Here is a 17,261-nt window from a genome sequence, read left to right on the forward strand (position 1 = left end):
TGGTTTTAATTTTCAACTAAAATAAAGATTTATAATACGCTCTACGTGTAACACTTTGTTAATACATAAAAAAAACCGCCAAGTGTGGCGGTTTTTCAATTTTCATTGCGAATTTAATTATGAAGCTTTCAACAACGGTTTTAGCGTACTTTCCCAACGCTTGGCGTCTTGCAGGCATACAAACGGGTCTCTAGTGTACTCTTCGTCATTAGACTCTATGTAAAATGGTATTTCACGACGACCCGTTTTTTCTACAAATTCTAGTCCCACCCAATCAAGTGTTTTTTTGTTTTGATTAATACTTTTAGCGCGACAATCCTGCACTTCTTCCATATTAATAATCTTAAAATCGCCAGTGGGATTTGTCTTTGAAGAATAGACCAGTTTTTTTGAAACCTCATCTACTGCTATAATGCAGTTACCAATAAAGTCGATATTTTTTAATTGAATTCCGTTGTTTTGAGAAAGTTGCGAAATAGTTTTTCGTATTTTCTTTTCTTTGCCACCTGCAGTTATTATTAAATAAATTACAGGCACAACTATTAATAGCATTAGGACTACCCCAACAAGGGTTATGTTTATTTCCATGATGAAAAAATTTTTAGGTGAAATATTTGATTGAAAAAATGGCTTGAAAATCAATTCAAACGAGCTGAATAAATTAATTCAGAATCACCAAAAAAAATGGAAAGGAAATATATGACGGAAGATAAGCTCCCGTTTGTCTTTTGAAGAATAAAAGCTATTATCAGTTGAAGAAACACTGGCTAAAGAAAAATTTTGATTCGAGACATATCCTCGTACAAAATCCAAGCCCAAGTATTCATTCTGCGAAACAGTTTGTGAAACCTCACCTGTGGCTAAATCATTAAAAACAAAAGGCTTGCCGTGATTTTTTTCCTGAAGACCAGACACAACTGCCGACTTATCGCTGAGGTGTAAATTTTCTCCAGCAGTTGCAACATTGCCGAAAACCAAAAATATGGCAGCGGCAACCAACAAATTATTTATATGTTTTTCAACATGTTTCACGGGGCAAAAGTATGTCAATTTTGAATTGACAAAGCTAAAATTTTGCTAATTATTTATTCTTAAATATTACCAACCTACATACTTAGGTGGTTCTATATTTTTAAGATTTAGATAAACTATTAATTGCCCACGATGGTGCGTAACGTGATCTTGCAGAAGATTCAAAATTTGAAGTTTGCTTTTGGAACCCGCAAAAAATTCGACGGTTTCTTTCAACTCAGAAACATCTGTTTTTTCAAATGCTTGATAGGCGTTGTTAAATGAATTTTTTAAGTTCTGGATAATTCGCTGTTTTTCATTTTCAAATGTTGAGATTTCAGCTTCTTCCTTTTTAAAATATGTAGCTGCCAGCCAATCTATATTACTTTGAATATGGATTAGCTGTTCCGCAAAACTCATTTGACGCTCTGTAGGTTTAAAAGCATAATCCTCTTCGGGCATTGCCTCGGCAATAGCTACCAGATAATCTCTTGAGTTTTGCCATTTTTCAAGAAAAGCTTCTTTCACATCACTTTGCTGCGAAAAACCAAAACTTGAAGTAAGTAATAAAAAGATTAGCGAATATTTCATAGCTTGATTATGATATCAGTTTTACAGCATCCTTTGCGAAGTAACTTGCAATCATTGAAGCACCAGCACGCTTTATGGCGGTTAACTGCTCTAACATTACCGCATCATGGTCCAACCATCCTTTTTCGGCAGCGGCTTTCAGCATTGCATATTCGCCACTAACTTGATAAACTGCCACGGGAACATTTACCGCTTCTTTTATATCGCGCACAATATCTAAATAGCAAAGTCCTGGCTTAACCATAACAATATCTGCCCCTTCATCAATATCCATCAGCGTTTCTCTTACTGCTTCATCGCGGTTTGCATAATCCATTTGGTACGTTTTCTTATCCTTCGGAATATTCTTCGCATCCACCGGTGCAGAGTCTAAAGCATCGCGAAATGGTCCGTAAAATGCAGAAGCATATTTAGCACTGTAAGCCATAATTCCAGTATCAAAGAAGCCTTCGTCTTCTAAAAGTGTTCTAATTTCAAAAATGCGGCCGTCCATCATATCGCTAGGAGCAACAATATCTGCTCCAGCTTGGGCGTGGCTTAAAGCCATTTCGGCCAAAACCATATTAGAGTCGTCGTTCATTACTTTTCCATCAGAAATAATTCCGTCGTGTCCGTAACAAGAAAATGGGTCCAAAGCAACATCCGTCATTACAACCATTTCTGGCACTGCATTTTTTACGGTCTTTATAGCACGCTGCATCAATCCATCAGCATTTAGAGCTTCTTTACCACTATTATCTTTTAATTTTTCATCAACCTTCACAAAAAGTAACACAGACTTGAGACCGAGGTTCCAAATTTCCTTTACTTCCTTTTCAAGTATGTCTAAACTAAGCCTGTAATAATTTGGCATGGAAGCAATTTCTTCTTTCACACCCTTACCTTCCACCACAAAAAGTGGTACAATAAAATCATTTGGACTAATAATAGTTTCTCGAACCAAGCTTCGCAAACTTTCATTGGTTCTCAATCTTCGGTTTCTTCTTAATGGGTACATAATCTTAAATTTTCTGTCAGGTCGAGCGCAGACGAGACCTATTTATTTCTCAATATTTTATAAAAACCTCTCGACTGCGCTCGAGGGGACAAATCTTTAAATCCAGTTTTTTGGCTTTCTTAATACTTCAACCAATTTCTCTTCCTCGCTTCCAGGCTCGGGATGATGGTCGTATTTCCACTGGACATGTGGTGGCAAACTCATTAAAATACTTTCGATTCGTCCATTGGTTCTCAATCCGAAAAGCGTCCCTTTATCGTGTACCAAGTTGAATTCAACGTAACGACCACGGCGTATTTCCTGCCAATTTTTGTTTTCTTCGGTGTAAGAAAGATCTTTCCTTTTTTGAACAATTGGCAGGTAGCTTTCAATAAAACTATTACCCACTTCGGTTACAAAATTATACCAATTTTGCATTGTCATTGAATCTGTTTCTTTTAAATAATCAAAAAACAATCCTCCAATGCCTCGTGCTTCTTCGCGATGCGTGTTCCAAAAATATTCGTCACAACGCTTTTTATAGGTCTCATAAAACGCTGGATTGTGTTTGTCGCACGCGGATTTACAAACTTGGTGAAAATGTTTTGCGTCCTCTTCAAATAAATAATAGGGCGTTAAATCTTGTCCGCCGCCAAACCAACTATCTACAATGTTTCCTTCGGAATCGTACATTTCAAAATAGCGCCAGTTCGCATGAACTGTTGGCACCATTGGGTTTTTTGGGTGAAGCACCAAACTAAGGCCGCAAGCAAAGAAATCGGCATCTTTTACACCAAAATATTGCTGCATGCTTTCCGGCAGTTTTCCGAAAACTTCGCTGATGTTTACGCCGCCTTTTTCAAAAACGTTACCATTATCAATTACACGCGTTTGACCGCCACCACCTTCTGGACGTTTCCAAAGGTCTTCTCTGAATTTTGCTTTTCCGTCAATTTCTTCCAAAGAGGAAGTGATTTCGTTTTGCAAATTTTTTATATATGTTACAAATTGTTCTTTCATTTTCATGCCCGCGAAGGCGGGTATCTTTTAATTCGAATCTAATTCGTTATTTATAATTTTTCGTTTTGATGTTTCCAAAACCTTTAAAGTCTCCGTGCTTGCCGCAGTAACCGATAATGGTAAAACCAAAATTATCCCAATCACAGGAATCAAAAGCATTAGCATAAAAATCATTCCGTTACCAATAGCCAAACCTTTATTCCTTTTCACAAACTGAATGCTTTCCGAATATTTATAATGCCGTTCCAGCGTGTAATCCATATTTCCGAAACCTGCATAATAGCTTTGTACCAAAAACAATAAAACCGAAGAAATAATGCCTATTACTGGTATAAAACCTATCAAAATTATCGGAATTGTTAGTAATAGTTCCATCACTAAATTCCGAACGTTTATCCGAACTCCGCGCCAAAGTTGTGATGCGTTTGAAGTCTTTCTGTGCACGTGGTTTATTCCAAAAAGATGCTTTTCAATTTTTTCTGAAACAGGACTCATAAACGGGGCGCTCAATGCCATAACAATATGACGGTAAAGAATAAGCCCCAAAACAATAATTATAAGCGCACCAATAAACTCGCTGATGGTTCTAAAAGTTTCTGCGCCCCATTCCCAAAACCAAATTTTTGAAATGAAAGCGCCAAGATTATCACTCAGCCCCCAAGCAGAAAAACCAATGGCAACCGCGGTGAAAAAACTGATGGCCATAGGCACCATAAAGTATTTCCAAAGCCCAAGTTCATTGATGAGCTTGAAAGTTCCTGTGTATGCCTTTATGCCTTTTAGTATGTTTTTAATCATATCCCATTCCCGCGATATCGGGAATCTTTTAATTGTTATTTTGCTATATATACAAGCTTCAATTCCACACTTCCAACTTCACCAACACTTTCAATTTTCACAGCTTCTGAAGCCTTTTGTTTTAAATATGAAATGGTTCCCACTTCATTTTCATCCTTTACATTTTCGTAAAGAAAGATTCCCACTTTATTATTGTGCAAATCCATTGCTCTTTCTAAAGCTTCGTTAGGTGAAAAATCTTCGTGCCAATCGGTAAATTTCTTTGCCCACTCTTTTGCCAATTCTTCGTTATTGCGCCATTTTAAACATCTTTTGATTATTAAAATTACCCAAAGCGCATGTCTAAAAGCGTTCGCTGGATTGCTTAAATGGTGTTTGCTGCCGTATTCTTTATAGGCAATATTCATACATTTCCGTGTTGCTAAAATAGTTGGAAACGCGTAAATAGGATTTTTCAGAAATAACCACAGCAACCCAAAAAGTTGCTTAAAATCCAGCCTCTTTAAAATCCGCCAAAGCATCTAATCTTGTTTGTATTCCTTAACCGCATCAATAAACGCACCTGCGTTTTCCAAGGGAATATTTGGCAAAATACCGTGACCTAAATTTACAATATATCGGTCTTTTCCAAATTCATCTATCATCTGTTTTACCATCTTTTTTATTTCTGATGGCGGACTAAATAGACGCGTGGGATCAAAATTTCCTTGAAGGGTAATTTTTCCGCCAGTTAAATAACGTGCGTTTTTAGGCGAACAAGTCCAATCTACACCTAATGCAGACGCACCACTCTTCGCCATTGTATCTAAAGCAAACCAGCATCCTTTTCCGAAAGCAATTACATGCGTTTCATCTTTTAAGGCATCAATAATTTGCTGCATATACTGCCAACTAAATTCTTGATAATCTGTTGGCGAAAGCATTCCGCCCCAACTGTCAAAAACTTGTACCGCATTTACGCCAGCTTTTACTTTTTCTTTTAAATATAAAATAGTGGTATCGGTAATTTTCTGAAGTAATTGGTGTGCGGCAACAGGTTGTGTAAAACAAAATTCCTTCGCTAAATCGAAGTTTTTACTTCCCTGACCTTGCACGCAATAACACAAAATAGTCCACGGACTTCCCGCAAAACCAATCAACGGTATTTCGTCATTCAGTTTTTCTTTGGTCATTTTTATGGCCTCCATTACGTAACCAAGAGTTTCGTCAATGTCTGGCACAATTACGCGATCCAAATCTTTTAATGTGCGAATTGGATCTGGTACCCAAGGACCAATCCCCGGTTTCATCTCCACGTGAATATTCATAGCCTGTGGAATTACCAATATATCGCTAAACAAAATTGCCGCATCCATTCCGTATCTACGGATTGGTTGCACGGTAATTTCACTTGCAAGTTCTGGTGTTTGGCAGCGGGTGAAAAAGTCGTATTTCGCTTTTATTTCTTGAAATTCTGGCAAATATCTTCCAGCTTGGCGCATCATCCAAACGGGTGGTCGTTCCACGGTTTCACCGCGGAGGGCTTTTAAGAATAAATCGTTTTTAATCATAAGTTCTCGTTCCAAACCTGACAGGTTTTTAAAACCTGTCAGGTTTATTAATTTACATTATTCAATATTTTAACCGTTTTGGCAATTACGCTTTCCACGGTTGTGGTATTTGCAATTTGTACGTTGATTGTATATTTTTTTGCTTCCTCGGCAGTTGTGGTGCCTATGCAAATTGCTGCGCTCGTAATAATTTTGTTTTCTGAAAAAAAGCTTCGCACGCCGCTCGGGCTGTAAAACAAAACCGCATCGAAGGGTCTTTCAAATTTTTTCGGATTTAAGCTAGTTCTATAAACTACGATTTCCTTAAAAGAAATATTATTTTCTTTCAGTTTTGAAGGTATTTCATCGCTGCGAATATTTCCGCAGAAAAAATGAAACGTATCATTTTTATGATTTTCCACCAAATACTCCGATAATTCTGAAGCATATTCGGTCATTTTAATCACGTTTAGGCCATTTTCTTCCAAAAGAGATTTTGTTTTTTCGCCCACGCAATAGCAATTCTGAATTTTGGATTTTGAATTCTGAATGGATAAAACAGCATTTTGACTGGTGAAAATGGCGTTTTTAACATTTTCGGGAACTTTAAATGGCTCGAAATCAATTTTTATGGCATTATAATCCACTAAGGAAACAGCAGCATTTATCAACAATTCTCTTTGAGAAGGACTCAATTTTTTAGTTGAAAGAACGCTTTTCATTTAAAGTGAAATTAGTTGCTGATCTGCGATTTAATTTGCGCCATCAATTCACTCCCGCCCCTTTTTAGAATTTGCAAGGCACAATCCTTCCCGAAACCTTTGTAATTTGAAGTTAAAACTGTCTTTTCAATTTCTAGTTTTGTCTGCCCATCTAAAGAGAAAAGACATCCTTTAAAGAGGATCTCATCGCCTATTATTTCGGCGAAAGCGCCAATAGGTGCAGAGCATCCGCCTTCTAAGGTTCTCAAGAATTCACGCTCAATATGGGTGCAAATTTCGGCAGTAAAAATATTTAATTTTGAAGTGGCTTCTTTGCAGAAATCATCATTTTCTAAAGCTACAATTACCATTGCGCCCTGTGCTGGCGCTGGAAGCATCCAGTTTAAAATAGTTGCTTTACCTTCAAAATCGGAGCTTTTAATATACTCCCCGTCTATAAAACCTAAGCGTTCCATTCCGGCTTTTGCAAAAATTGCTCCAGCCCAGTCATTATCTTTTAACTTCTGTAGTCGCGTGTTAACGTTTCCGCGTAAATCCACAACTTTATGATTTGGATATCTATGAAGCCATTGCGCCTGTCGTCTTAAGCTACCCGTGGCAATAGTGTTTGGCATTTCATAATCCATTTCTTCGCTGCTGCTTACTAAAATATCTTCTGAAGAAGCGCGTTCCAAAACTGCCGTTTGTACAATTCCATTTGGCAATTGCGTAGGCACATCTTTCATGCTGTGAACAGCTATGTCTACTGTGCCATTGATCATTGCCACATCTAAGGTTTTGGTGAAAATACCAGTGATGCCCATTTCATATAAGGGCGTATCTAGCACTAAATCGCCAACAGATTTTACGGGCACGAGTTGCGAGTTATACCCTAAATCTTCAAGTTTTGATTTTACAGTGTTAGCTTGCCAAAGTGCAAGTTGACTATCGCGAGTACCAATTCTAATTGTTCTTTTCAAGATTAGGCTGTTTGAAGTTGGAAAACTCTTCTTATGAGTTCTATACTTTCGGCGGAACCTTCTTCGCCCTTTAAGTGATTAGCGAAGTGAGTAGTAATTTTTTGAATAAGGCGGTCGCTAATTATTTCGGCTTGCTCCTCATTAAAACCATCAATTTTTTTACGTTGATAGTCTATTTCACCTGCTTTAATTTCAACAAGTTTATTCTTTAATGCATTTATGGTTGGCGCATATTTTCTGTGATCTGCCCATTGGTTGAATTCCTTTTCAATTTCAGCAATAATTTTTTTCGCTAAAGGCAATTGCGCCGCACGTTGTTCTAACGTTTGGTCTGTTACCGCAGAAAGATGATCCATATGTACTAACGTCACCAATTCATTCTCCAAAACATCTTCAGAAACGTTTTTAGGAATTGAAAGATCTATAATTAGCAATGGTCTTTTTAGATACAGTAATTCTTTTGAAATAGTAGGTTGCTGCGCTCCAGTTGCTACTATTAGCAGATCAGATTGTGCAATTTCACTTTGAATATCGGCGTAGTCTTTAACGATTAAGTTAAATTTACCCGCAACTTTTTCAGCCTTTTCTTTGGTGCGGTTTATTAAAGTAATATGGTCGTTTTTAGTGTGCTTAATTAAATTTTCGCAAGTATTTCTGCCAATTTTCCCAGTTCCGAAAAGCAAGATATTTTTTTCAGAAATGTAAGGCACACGAGCCATAATGTATTGTACGGCAGCAAAACTCACCGAAGTTGCACCCGAAGAAATTCCAGTTTCATTTTTTATTCGCTTGCTAGCCTGAATAACCGCATTTGCAAGTCTCTCCATAAATGGATTGATAATATCGTGCTTTTTAGATTCGCGAAAAGCATTTCGCAACTGACTAATAATTTCAAAATCGCCTAAAATCTGACTGTCAAGTCCGGTGCCTACAGTAAAAAGATGCGACACAGCGTCGTGGTTTTTATAAATATAAGCTACTTTTTCAAACTCTTCAACGGTGCCGTTAGTGTGTTCGCAAAGTAATTTTATAAGTTGGTATGGATGCTGTGCAAAACCGTATAATTCTGTACGGTTGCAAGTGGAAATTACAGATAGGGTTGGAATTCCATCTGCCTTAGCTTGCAATAATATTTTTTCTTTTGCTATATCATTAATACTGAAATGACCACGAATTTCAGCATCGGCCTTTTTGTAGTTGAGCCCGATGGCATAAAAATTACCTTCGAGTGATTCCCCAGAATATGACTTCAAGTTATTTTTCATCAACAATATATTTGAGAAATGAGAATGCTTTTCAGACGTTCTAATTCGGAATGCAATGTCTAAAACACTCCTTTTGGTTAATTTATAATTTATTGGTTGACATTATATTTAAAAACTGAGCAAATGTAAGCGCATTGTTTTTTAAAAAATAACGCCAGCGGTATCTTTTATGTCGGTGTTAGTTAAAAATGGTCGAAAACTGATATTTATCATACATATGCCCTAAATTCGCGGTTCCCGACCTACAATAGTTATGTTTTATTTAGAACTATTCTAAATAAAATCAATTTAAATGCACTATGGAATTACATAAAAATGTCGCTCAAAGTTTTTACGAAGAAACCAAAATTGAACCAGGGTTTTTTATCTTAAAATTCAACAACGAAAGTGATGAAAATCAAACTTTTATGCGCGAGGTGAGCTCTACTTTCATTCAGTTTCACTTTTGTATAAAAGGAGCCGCATCCTTTCTTTTTAATGAAGGCAGTTACACGCTTCCAATTACTGAAGAAAACTCGCTACTACTCTATAATCCACAGCGCGATTTGCCCATGAACATTATGCTGGAAAAGCATTCTTGGGTGATTTCTGTTTTGCTTCCTATCAATAAATTTCACAGTCTTTTTTCTACTGAAGCAAATTATATTACTTTTTTAAGTGAAGAAAACAAAGACCGGAAATATTATAAAGATGGTCGCATTTCGCCATCTATGGCAATTGTGCTCAACCAATTGATGAATTACAACCTGCATCCAACAATAAAACCACTGTATTTTAAAGCGAAAGCCTACGAATTACTGAGTTTGTATTTCAACCGGCCCGCAGATGCAGATGTGGAACAATGTCCGTTTTTAGCAGACGAAGACAATGTGGTTAAAATAAAAAAGGCAAAAGAAATAATGATTGCGAGAATGGCAGAACCACCCACGCTGCAAGAATTAGCAGACGAAATAAACTTGCCTATAAACCGCCTAAAAGAAGGTTTTAAACAAATTTATGGCGATTCCGTTTTCAGTTTTTTATTCGATTATAAAATGGAAGTGGCGCGCCAACTTTTAGCAACAGGATCGCACAATGTAAACGAAGTGGGATTAAAAGTGGGCTATAGCACCTCGAGCCATTTTATTGCTGCATTTAAAAAGAGGTTTGGCACTACGCCCAAAAAGTTTTTGATGGGGTTGAATGCATAGTATTTACAAAGTACTACCAATTACTCATGTCTCATCTTTAGCGTATTTTTACATTTCCAACTCCATTCATGACACCCGAAACTGAAATTATATCCATCATTTTTAAAGACCTTACCTTCACCCCCGAAGAAAGCCAGCTTTTAGCGCGCACTTTTAAAAAATTACAACTTCCCAAACACAGCCTTCTTTTAGAAGCAGGCCAGCAGGTTTATGATCAATATTTTGTGGTTAGTGGATGTCTGCGTACATATTATATAGATCCAGAAGGAAAAGAACACACCGTACAATTCGCGATTGCAGATTGGTGGATTAGCGATTACACCGCCTTTTTTAACAGCAGCACTGCCGTAATGCATATTGAGTGCATACAAGATGCAACTCTTTTCAAAATTTCAAAACAAGATATGGAAATGCTTTATGAAGCCATGCCGCATCTTGAATCCTACTTCCGTAAAAAGATGGAGCGCGCCTTTGCATCTTTTCAAAAAAGAATTATCTCCAACTTAGCACAATCTGCCTCCGAGCGTTATTTAAATTTCATTCACACCTATCCCAATATTGAGCAAAACGTTAAAAACTACCATATTGCTTCCTATCTAGGCATCACTACTCAAAGTCTTAGCCGTATTCGTAAAGAGCTGGTTCAAGGGTAGTTTATTACCATAGGTCAATTTTTTTTGTGGTTTATACAGCGTAACTTTGTTTCAATTAAAAAAGGCATTGCAAAAGCAGCATGTTATACGCTGCACTACTAGAAAAATTGCACGCTAAACTATTCAGTATGAAACAAAAATTGATATTTCTAACGGTGATAATCGCCGCTTTGGTTGCTTCTTGTGGAAACTCACAAGAAAACAAACCTACAGATGAAGAAACAAAAACATTAAAAGAAGAAAAGATGAAAAAGGTATTATTTGTATTAACAAGCCATTCAGAATTAGGAAACACGGGTGAAAAAACAGGATTTTGGATAGAAGAATTTGCTGCACCTTATTACTTATTAAAGGATAAAGGTGTTGAAATTACTATTGCTTCGCCTAAAGGAGGGCAACCACCGATAGATCCAAATAGTGAAACAGAAGATGCACAAACACCAGCAACTGAACGTTATAATAATGACAAAGAAACTCAAAAAATTCTTGCCAATACCGTAAAGTTAGAAACGGTTGATCAAGCAGATTTCGACGCAGTTTTCTACCCAGGAGGTCACGGTCCGTTGTGGGATTTAGCAGAAGACAAAAACTCCATTGCACTTATTGAATCTTTCTATAAAAATAACAAGCCAGTTGCAGCAGTTTGTCACGCTCCAGCAGTGTTTAAAAACACAAAAAATACAGATGGCACTCCATTAGTAAAAGGCAAAAAAGTTACAGGTTTCACTAATAGTGAAGAAGAAGCCGTGCAACTAACAGATGTTGTTCCATTTTTAGTAGAAGATATGCTGAAAGAAAATGGCGGTATTTATTCTAAAGGTGATGATTGGGCAGTGTACGCCGTAGAAGATGGTCTATTAATTACTGGTCAAAACCCAGCTTCTTCTGAACTGGTTGCCGAAAAATTATTAGAAAAATTAAATAACCAACAATAGAAAATTCACTTATGAATTTAATAGAAGATTTAAAGTGGCGTTACGCCGCAAAGAAGATGAATGGCAAAACCATTCCGCAAGATAAATTAGATTATATATTGGAAGCTGCACGATTAGCTCCTTCCTCCTCTGGGCTTCAGCCTTATAAAATATTTGTAATCACAAACAAAGACCTTCTGCAGAAAATTAAACCTGTGGCTTGGGATCAAAGTCAGATTTTGGATGCTTCGCACGTATTGGTGTTTGCAGCTTGGGACGGGTATACTTTAGACAGAATAGAATCTGTTTTCGAATACACTTTGGAACAACGCGGCTTACCTCCAGAAACAATGGATGCTTACAAGGAAAAACTTTGGGGCTTGTATGAACCATTAAGTGATGACTGGCATGCAAATCACGCTGCAAAACAGGCTTACATTTCTTTCGCGATGGCAATTGCAGCAGCAGCCGAGCAAAAAGTAGATGCAACGCCGATGGAAGGATTTACTCCCGAAGCAGTAGATGAATTATTAGGCTTAAAAGAACAAGGATTGAAAAGTGCTTTAATTTTAACTCTGGGCTATCGCGATGAAGCGGAAGACTGGTTGGTAAATATGAAAAAAGTGCGCACTCCGAAAGCCGATTTTATTACAGAATTAAATTAGAGTTGAGTTAATAATTAGTTTAGGTTGAGTACGATTGAATTTTTGATTAGATACATTTTTAGTTAATAGATTTATTAGATTGTTCCTTCGTGAAACCCCCGCTTTTCCTTGAGAAAGAAAATGTTGGGGGTTTTGTTTGTTCTAGAAAATAATAGATTACAAAATATAAATTTTAACAATACGCTTATAGTTTTAAATACCGCTTCACCTTTTGAAGGTTCAACTTTAAAAGAGTAATTTTGTTTCTTTAAAATTTTGCCCTTATGAAAGGAGTACTCCTAGTAAATCTCGGCTCGCCAGACAGCACCGATCCTAAAGATGTTAAAAAATATTTAGATGAATTTTTGATGGACCCTCGGGTAATCGACGTGCCGTTTATGCTTCGTGCTTTTATCGTTCGCGGAATTATCTTAAATACGCGCCCTAAAAAATCTGCCGAAGCTTACCAAAAAATCTGGTGGGACGAAGGCTCGCCATTAATTGTACTTTCAGAAAGACTTCAGAAAAAAATTCAAGAAAAAACAACTGTACCCGTTGCTTTGGCAATGCGTTATGGCAGCATGACTCTTAAAAAAGGGTTGCAGGAATTGGTGGATCAAGGCGTAGATGAAGTGTTAACTATTCCATTGTATCCGCAGTTCGCAATGGCAACTACCGAAACTATTGATGTGAGAGTTGAAGAACTTAAAAATGAATTTTTTCCTCAGCTTAAAATTACTTCGCTTACCGCTTTTTACAACAAACCAGAATACATTGAAGTACTTTCCAAAAGTATTGGAGAAAAACTAGAAGGCCTGGACTACGAACATCTTTTGTTTAGTTATCACGGTGTTCCAGAAAGACACATTTATAAGCGCGACATTACAAAAAGTCATTGTAAAATTGACGGCAGCTGCTGTATCACGGAATCTCCGGCACACGAGTTTTGCTATCGCCATCAATGTTTAAAAACCACTGAATTAGTTGCAGCAAAGTTGAATTTACAAGCTGGAACCTACTCCACTTCCTTTCAATCGCGTTTAGGTTTTGACCCATGGTTAAAGCCGCCAACAGATAGAACTATTGAACGTATGGGATTAACCGGCGTTAAGAAAATGGCAATTGTAACCCCAGCTTTTGTAAGCGATTGCTTAGAAACTTTGGAAGAAATTGCGATGGAAGGTCAAGAAATTTTTCACGAAGCAGGCGGTAAAGATTTTACAGTAATCCCGTGTTTAAACGACCGCGATGACTGGGCACAAGTTGTAACTGGCTGGATAGATCAATGGCGCATCGTGGATGTAAAAACTGCAATTGCTTAATTATTAAGAATTATCTATTGTTATTTTTTATTAGGGTAAAATTTAATTTGAAAGAAATAGAAAATAATAATAAACAATGAATAATAAATCAGCGGCCCTCGGCACCGAACCCATCGGTAGCCTTTTGATAAAACAAGCTGTACCAGCTTCCATTGGTATTTTAGTGATGTCGCTGAATATTTTGGTGGACACCATTTTTGTGGGCAACTGGATTGGTTCCATCGCTATTGCCGCAATCAATGTGGTTTTGCCGGTTTCATTCTTTATTGCTGCGCTGGGAATGGCTATTGGTATTGGTGGTTCTTCTATGATTTCGCGAGCATTGGGTGCTGGTAATAAAGATCGCGCTTTAAAAACCTTCGGAAATCAAATTACTTTAACGCTGTTGCTTTCTACGGCAATGGTAGTTTTCGGTTTAATATTTATAAACGAACTTATTCCTGCCTTTGGTGGAAAGGGCGACATCTTTGAACCCGCAAAAATTTATTACCGTATTGTACTTTATGGAGTGCCACTTTTGGCACTTTGTATGATGGGCAACAATGTAATTCGCGCCGAAGGGAAACCAAAGTTCGCGATGATTGCCATGATTATTCCGTCGGTAGGGAACCTTATTTTAGATTATATTCTTATTTATCATTTTGATATGGGAATGGCCGGCGCCGCTTGGGCTACGACTGTTTCTTACGGTCTGTGTTTTCTGTATGTGCTTTACTTCTTTTTAAGCGGTAAGTCTGAACTGCAAATACGACTGCCACATTTCGGACTCGATTTACCCATTTTAAAGGAAATGTCTGCCCTCGGTTTTGTAACCCTTGCCAGACAAGCTGTAGTGAGTGTTACTTATCTTTTAATGAATAATATTTTGTTCGATATTGGTGGAGAATCTTCCGTAGCATCTTATGGAATTATCGCCCGAATGTTGATGTTTGCACTCTTTCCTGTTTTAGGTGTTACCCAAGGATTTTTACCGATTGCAGGTTACAATTACGGCGCACACCAGTTTACTCGCGTTCGCGAAAGCATCAACAAAGCAATTCTATACGCAGGTGGTTTGGGACTTGTTATTTTTATTGTAATTATGAGTTTCCCCGAAGCCATTGTATCAATATTTACTAATGATCCCGCCATCCTTTCTGAAACACCCCATTATATGCGTTGGGTATTTGCAGCAACCCCGGTTATTGCAATTCAGTTAATTGGCTCGGCGTATTTTCAGGCTATTGGGAAAGCTGTTCCCGCGTTGCTGCTCACTTTAACGCGACAAGGATTTTTCTTTATTCCGTTAATTTTTATTCTTCCGTATTATTTTGGTGAATTGGGTGTGTGGATTTCTTTTCCGGCGGCCGATATTCTTTCAACTATTGTAACGGGATATTTTTTGAATAAGGAAATTCGAAAGACGCTGGTATAACTTTCTATGTCTATCATTTAAATTGACTTTTCCCTTTTCATTTTTAGCAACAATCTTAGTTTAATATAAAATACTATATTTAGCGATTCGTAAAAACCTTAAAAATAAATCATGAAAAAACAATTGATGAAATTTAGCCTTATTGCCTTCATAACTTTACTAGCCGTTGCTTGTAGTAGTGATGATGATTCTAGCGATAATAATGGTGCAGCAAACGGAGAATTGGTTGCAAAAGTTGATGGCAACGAATTTAAAGCTTCAACCCAAGTGGGCGCCACTCTTTATAATGGAACATTTAATATTACCGCAATAAAGCCTTCAACTGGAGAAACCATTGTAATCTCCGTGTCTAATGCAGTTGAAGGAACTTTTGATTTGGGCCCAGATGGAAATGCCCAAAGTGGTGCTGTATATATGATAGCTGGCGAAAACGCATATGGTTCGGTTGCCGAAGGAGGTAGTGGAACAATCAATATAACCAATATCGATTTAGACAATGAAACCGTTAGTGGCACATTTAGTTTTAGAGCTCTTCGCGATTCAATAGATGGTAACGGTGTTATTATTACTGAAACTGTTGAAATCACTGATGGGGCATTCAATAATATTACACTTGCAACTACAATTGCTGGCGGCAACAGTACGCTTGTAGCAAAAGTTGACGGAAATGATTTGAACGCTGATAGTGTTACTGCCTTGGAAATCTCCTTTGGAGGAGATACAACTATCGCTATATCTGCTAACAACAATACCACACATCAAAATCTTTCATTAAGTTTTTCAGACCAATTAACTGTTGGTACCTATAGCGCTGCTTCAGACTTTGTGGGTATGTACAATCCAAGTTTGGGAGGAGCAACAAATAGTTATGCTGCTGAAACAGGTACTTTAACTATCACTGCCATCGATCTTAATGCAGGAACCGTTGAAGGTACATTCAGTTTTACTGCAAAACGTTTGGATCCAAATGACCCAGACGTTACTTATGAAATAACCGCTGGAAGTTTTTCTGCAGAAATTCAATAAAAAAACAACTGTCTATTTTTTAAAAAGCAATGGGACTTCCCATTGCTTTTTTATTTGCACGAAATCTGAAAAAACAGATACGGAAATCACTTGTCGAATAAAGGTGAAATTTCAGTATATTTAATTACTAATCTTTCAGTTATGAAAAAAGTTCTACTTCTCTTCACTATTGGTTTTTCAGTCCTGACTTCATTTGCCCAGCCTGCTGGCATGTTGAATGAAACTTTCAATTTAAAATTTATTGAAACCGACGATCTTTATTTTACCCCAAATGGAGAATCCCCGAATCTAACCATTTATGATACTTCCGGCGATTATTATGTGGAAGCTAGTGGAATATTTAATATGTTGAATGCTGAAGCAAATTTTAACGGTAATTCATTGACACTACATTCTAGTGGGGTTACCCTACACGAATGCGTAGAACCTAATTGTTATTATGAAGACCTTTATTTCTATGAAATTTTAACCACTCCAACCCATGAACCCAAAACCTTCACATATAATTATAACGAGAGAAACGGTTATAAATACCTATCACTAAGGGATGCAGATTTTAATTGGGCATATTTTAGTACAGAACCAGCCCCAGTACCGGATGCAAGGTTATTTAAAACTTGGTATCTGTATATGACGGAAGCAGATTTAGGCGATCGGGTTTATTATACTGGTCCAAATCCGCCACAGTTTACCATAAATCCAGATTTTACCTATACGGGCATTGAAAGTTGTGCATTAATAAGCGGGGATCTTATTCTGGGAAATGGGGAAGATTATGAGTTTAAATTACAATCTCAAAACTACCAACAAGATGAAAGCAATTGCCCACCGGGACCAGTGGAATATGCATTGTTTGATCTGATGTATAGAAATCCACCTATGGGTTGTACTTTATATACGGGCAACGATGGGGTAGAATACTTTGAGTATGAAACCTATGCAGGTTTTATTTCCTATTTCTCCAATCAATTATTATCGGTCAATGAAAATAGTTTGGCCAATTTGAAGATTTATCCAAATCCAGCCCAAAATAAATTGATTCTTCAATCTGCTATTAATGATTTCGAATCTTTTTCTATTTCAGATATTAACGGAAGAATAATAAATTCAACTAAAAATATGGTTTCAAACGAAATAGACATTTCGGCATTAAAAGCGGGAATGTATTTTATAACTATTACTTCTTCCGAAGGAAACATCACCAAAAAATTCATTAAAAAATAGTTC

At 37.2% G+C, this 17,261-nt stretch carries 19 protein-coding genes; 8 read left to right on the plus strand and 11 right to left on the minus strand.

Annotated elements, in window-relative coordinates; genetic code table 11:
* Positions 1-117: 117 nt before the first annotated feature.
* The 11 genes from AC3RVF_RS00975 to hemA form a co-directional block, all read right to left on the minus strand.
* On the minus strand, positions 118-588 hold the full coding sequence (locus AC3RVF_RS00975; RefSeq protein WP_489690511.1) for a hypothetical protein: 471 nt from the start codon (positions 586-588) through the stop codon (positions 118-120).
* Positions 589-672: 84 nt separating this feature from the next.
* Positions 673-1,050 carry a hypothetical protein gene (locus tag AC3RVF_RS00980; protein WP_489692550.1) on the minus strand — a complete coding sequence of 126 codons (378 nt, stop codon included), beginning with the start codon at positions 1,048-1,050 and terminating at the stop codon, positions 673-675.
* A gap of 48 nt (positions 1,051-1,098) precedes the next feature.
* Positions 1,099-1,602: a DinB family protein gene (locus AC3RVF_RS00985; protein WP_489690509.1), complete on the minus strand. Its 504-nt coding sequence runs from the start codon at positions 1,600-1,602 to the stop codon at positions 1,099-1,101.
* 7 nt (positions 1,603-1,609) lie between these two features.
* Positions 1,610-2,599 carry a porphobilinogen synthase gene (hemB, locus tag AC3RVF_RS00990; protein WP_489690508.1) on the minus strand — a complete coding sequence of 330 codons (990 nt, stop codon included), beginning with the start codon at positions 2,597-2,599 and terminating at the stop codon, positions 1,610-1,612.
* Positions 2,600-2,695: 96 nt separating this feature from the next.
* The gene (gene hemF / locus AC3RVF_RS00995) at positions 2,696-3,598 is read right to left on the minus strand and encodes an oxygen-dependent coproporphyrinogen oxidase (protein ID WP_489692551.1); all 903 of its coding nucleotides are present in this window, start codon (positions 3,596-3,598) and stop codon (positions 2,696-2,698) included.
* Between the two features lie 27 nt (positions 3,599-3,625).
* Positions 3,626-4,396, minus strand: a complete 771-nt coding sequence (locus tag AC3RVF_RS01000) for an EI24 domain-containing protein (protein WP_489690506.1) — start codon at positions 4,394-4,396, stop codon at positions 3,626-3,628.
* Between the two features lie 35 nt (positions 4,397-4,431).
* A complete protein-coding gene (locus AC3RVF_RS01005; protein ID WP_489690505.1) occupies positions 4,432-4,917 on the minus strand; it encodes a DUF6973 domain-containing protein in 486 nt (161 codons plus the stop codon).
* The gene (hemE, locus tag AC3RVF_RS01010) at positions 4,918-5,946 is read right to left on the minus strand and encodes a uroporphyrinogen decarboxylase (protein ID WP_489690709.1); all 1,029 of its coding nucleotides are present in this window, start codon (positions 5,944-5,946) and stop codon (positions 4,918-4,920) included. It abuts the gene before it with no gap.
* 47 nt (positions 5,947-5,993) lie between these two features.
* Positions 5,994-6,647 (minus strand): uroporphyrinogen-III synthase, encoded by a 654-nt coding sequence (locus tag AC3RVF_RS01015; protein ID WP_489692552.1) that lies wholly within the window; start codon positions 6,645-6,647, stop codon positions 5,994-5,996.
* Positions 6,648-6,658: 11 nt separating this feature from the next.
* Positions 6,659-7,606 (minus strand): hydroxymethylbilane synthase, encoded by a 948-nt coding sequence (gene hemC, locus AC3RVF_RS01020; RefSeq protein ID WP_489692553.1) that lies wholly within the window; start codon positions 7,604-7,606, stop codon positions 6,659-6,661.
* 2 nt (positions 7,607-7,608) lie between these two features.
* Positions 7,609-8,871 carry a glutamyl-tRNA reductase gene (gene hemA / locus AC3RVF_RS01025; RefSeq protein WP_489692554.1) on the minus strand — a complete coding sequence of 421 codons (1,263 nt, stop codon included), beginning with the start codon at positions 8,869-8,871 and terminating at the stop codon, positions 7,609-7,611.
* Positions 8,872-9,170: 299 nt separating this feature from the next.
* Between hemA and AC3RVF_RS01030 the strand changes: the two genes are divergently transcribed.
* The 8 genes from AC3RVF_RS01030 (at position 9,171) to AC3RVF_RS01065 (ending at position 17,258) form a co-directional block, all read left to right on the plus strand.
* Positions 9,171-10,061, plus strand: a complete 891-nt coding sequence (locus AC3RVF_RS01030) for an AraC family transcriptional regulator (RefSeq protein WP_489690501.1) — start codon at positions 9,171-9,173, stop codon at positions 10,059-10,061.
* 68 nt (positions 10,062-10,129) lie between these two features.
* Positions 10,130-10,714, plus strand: coding sequence for a Crp/Fnr family transcriptional regulator (locus AC3RVF_RS01035; RefSeq protein WP_489692555.1), 585 nt, complete (start codon positions 10,130-10,132; stop codon positions 10,712-10,714).
* Between the two features lie 128 nt (positions 10,715-10,842).
* Positions 10,843-11,649, plus strand: coding sequence for a type 1 glutamine amidotransferase domain-containing protein (locus AC3RVF_RS01040; RefSeq protein WP_489690499.1), 807 nt, complete (start codon positions 10,843-10,845; stop codon positions 11,647-11,649).
* 11 nt (positions 11,650-11,660) lie between these two features.
* Positions 11,661-12,293: a nitroreductase family protein gene (locus AC3RVF_RS01045; protein WP_489690498.1), complete on the plus strand. Its 633-nt coding sequence runs from the start codon at positions 11,661-11,663 to the stop codon at positions 12,291-12,293.
* A gap of 263 nt (positions 12,294-12,556) precedes the next feature.
* On the plus strand, positions 12,557-13,594 hold the full coding sequence (gene hemH / locus AC3RVF_RS01050) for a ferrochelatase (RefSeq protein ID WP_489690497.1): 1,038 nt from the start codon (positions 12,557-12,559) through the stop codon (positions 13,592-13,594).
* A gap of 76 nt (positions 13,595-13,670) precedes the next feature.
* On the plus strand, positions 13,671-15,008 hold the full coding sequence (locus tag AC3RVF_RS01055; RefSeq protein ID WP_489690496.1) for an MATE family efflux transporter: 1,338 nt from the start codon (positions 13,671-13,673) through the stop codon (positions 15,006-15,008).
* 111 nt (positions 15,009-15,119) lie between these two features.
* Positions 15,120-16,034: a DUF6252 domain-containing protein gene (locus AC3RVF_RS01060; RefSeq protein WP_489692556.1), complete on the plus strand. Its 915-nt coding sequence runs from the start codon at positions 15,120-15,122 to the stop codon at positions 16,032-16,034.
* Positions 16,035-16,175: 141 nt separating this feature from the next.
* On the plus strand, positions 16,176-17,258 hold the full coding sequence (locus tag AC3RVF_RS01065) for a T9SS type A sorting domain-containing protein (RefSeq protein WP_489692557.1): 1,083 nt from the start codon (positions 16,176-16,178) through the stop codon (positions 17,256-17,258).
* Positions 17,259-17,261: the final 3 nt, after the last annotated feature.

The organism is Aequorivita sp. IT1183 (assembly GCF_058068265.1).

Coding starts and splice junctions, on each gene's coding strand:
- AC3RVF_RS00975 (WP_489690511.1), bottom strand. CDS start 588: ATGGAAATAAACATAACCCTTGTTGGGGTAGTCCTAATGCTATTAATA.
- AC3RVF_RS00985 (WP_489690509.1), bottom strand. CDS start 1,602: ATGAAATATTCGCTAATCTTTTTATTACTTACTTCAAGTTTTGGTTTT.
- hemB (WP_489690508.1), bottom strand. CDS start 2,599: ATGTACCCATTAAGAAGAAACCGAAGATTGAGAACCAATGAAAGTTTG.
- hemF (WP_489692551.1), bottom strand. CDS start 3,598: ATGAAAGAACAATTTGTAACATATATAAAAAATTTGCAAAACGAAATC.
- AC3RVF_RS01000 (WP_489690506.1), bottom strand. CDS start 4,396: ATGATTAAAAACATACTAAAAGGCATAAAGGCATACACAGGAACTTTC.
- AC3RVF_RS01005 (WP_489690505.1), bottom strand. CDS start 4,917: ATGCTTTGGCGGATTTTAAAGAGGCTGGATTTTAAGCAACTTTTTGGG.
- hemE (WP_489690709.1), bottom strand. CDS start 5,946: ATGATTAAAAACGATTTATTCTTAAAAGCCCTCCGCGGTGAAACCGTG.
- AC3RVF_RS01015 (WP_489692552.1), bottom strand. CDS start 6,647: ATGAAAAGCGTTCTTTCAACTAAAAAATTGAGTCCTTCTCAAAGAGAA.
- hemA (WP_489692554.1), bottom strand. CDS start 8,871: ATGAAAAATAACTTGAAGTCATATTCTGGGGAATCACTCGAAGGTAAT.
- AC3RVF_RS01030 (WP_489690501.1), top strand. CDS start 9,171: ATGGAATTACATAAAAATGTCGCTCAAAGTTTTTACGAAGAAACCAAA.
- AC3RVF_RS01035 (WP_489692555.1), top strand. CDS start 10,130: ATGACACCCGAAACTGAAATTATATCCATCATTTTTAAAGACCTTACC.
- AC3RVF_RS01040 (WP_489690499.1), top strand. CDS start 10,843: ATGAAACAAAAATTGATATTTCTAACGGTGATAATCGCCGCTTTGGTT.
- AC3RVF_RS01045 (WP_489690498.1), top strand. CDS start 11,661: ATGAATTTAATAGAAGATTTAAAGTGGCGTTACGCCGCAAAGAAGATG.
- hemH (WP_489690497.1), top strand. CDS start 12,557: ATGAAAGGAGTACTCCTAGTAAATCTCGGCTCGCCAGACAGCACCGAT.
- AC3RVF_RS01055 (WP_489690496.1), top strand. CDS start 13,671: ATGAATAATAAATCAGCGGCCCTCGGCACCGAACCCATCGGTAGCCTT.
- AC3RVF_RS01060 (WP_489692556.1), top strand. CDS start 15,120: ATGAAAAAACAATTGATGAAATTTAGCCTTATTGCCTTCATAACTTTA.
- AC3RVF_RS01065 (WP_489692557.1), top strand. CDS start 16,176: ATGAAAAAAGTTCTACTTCTCTTCACTATTGGTTTTTCAGTCCTGACT.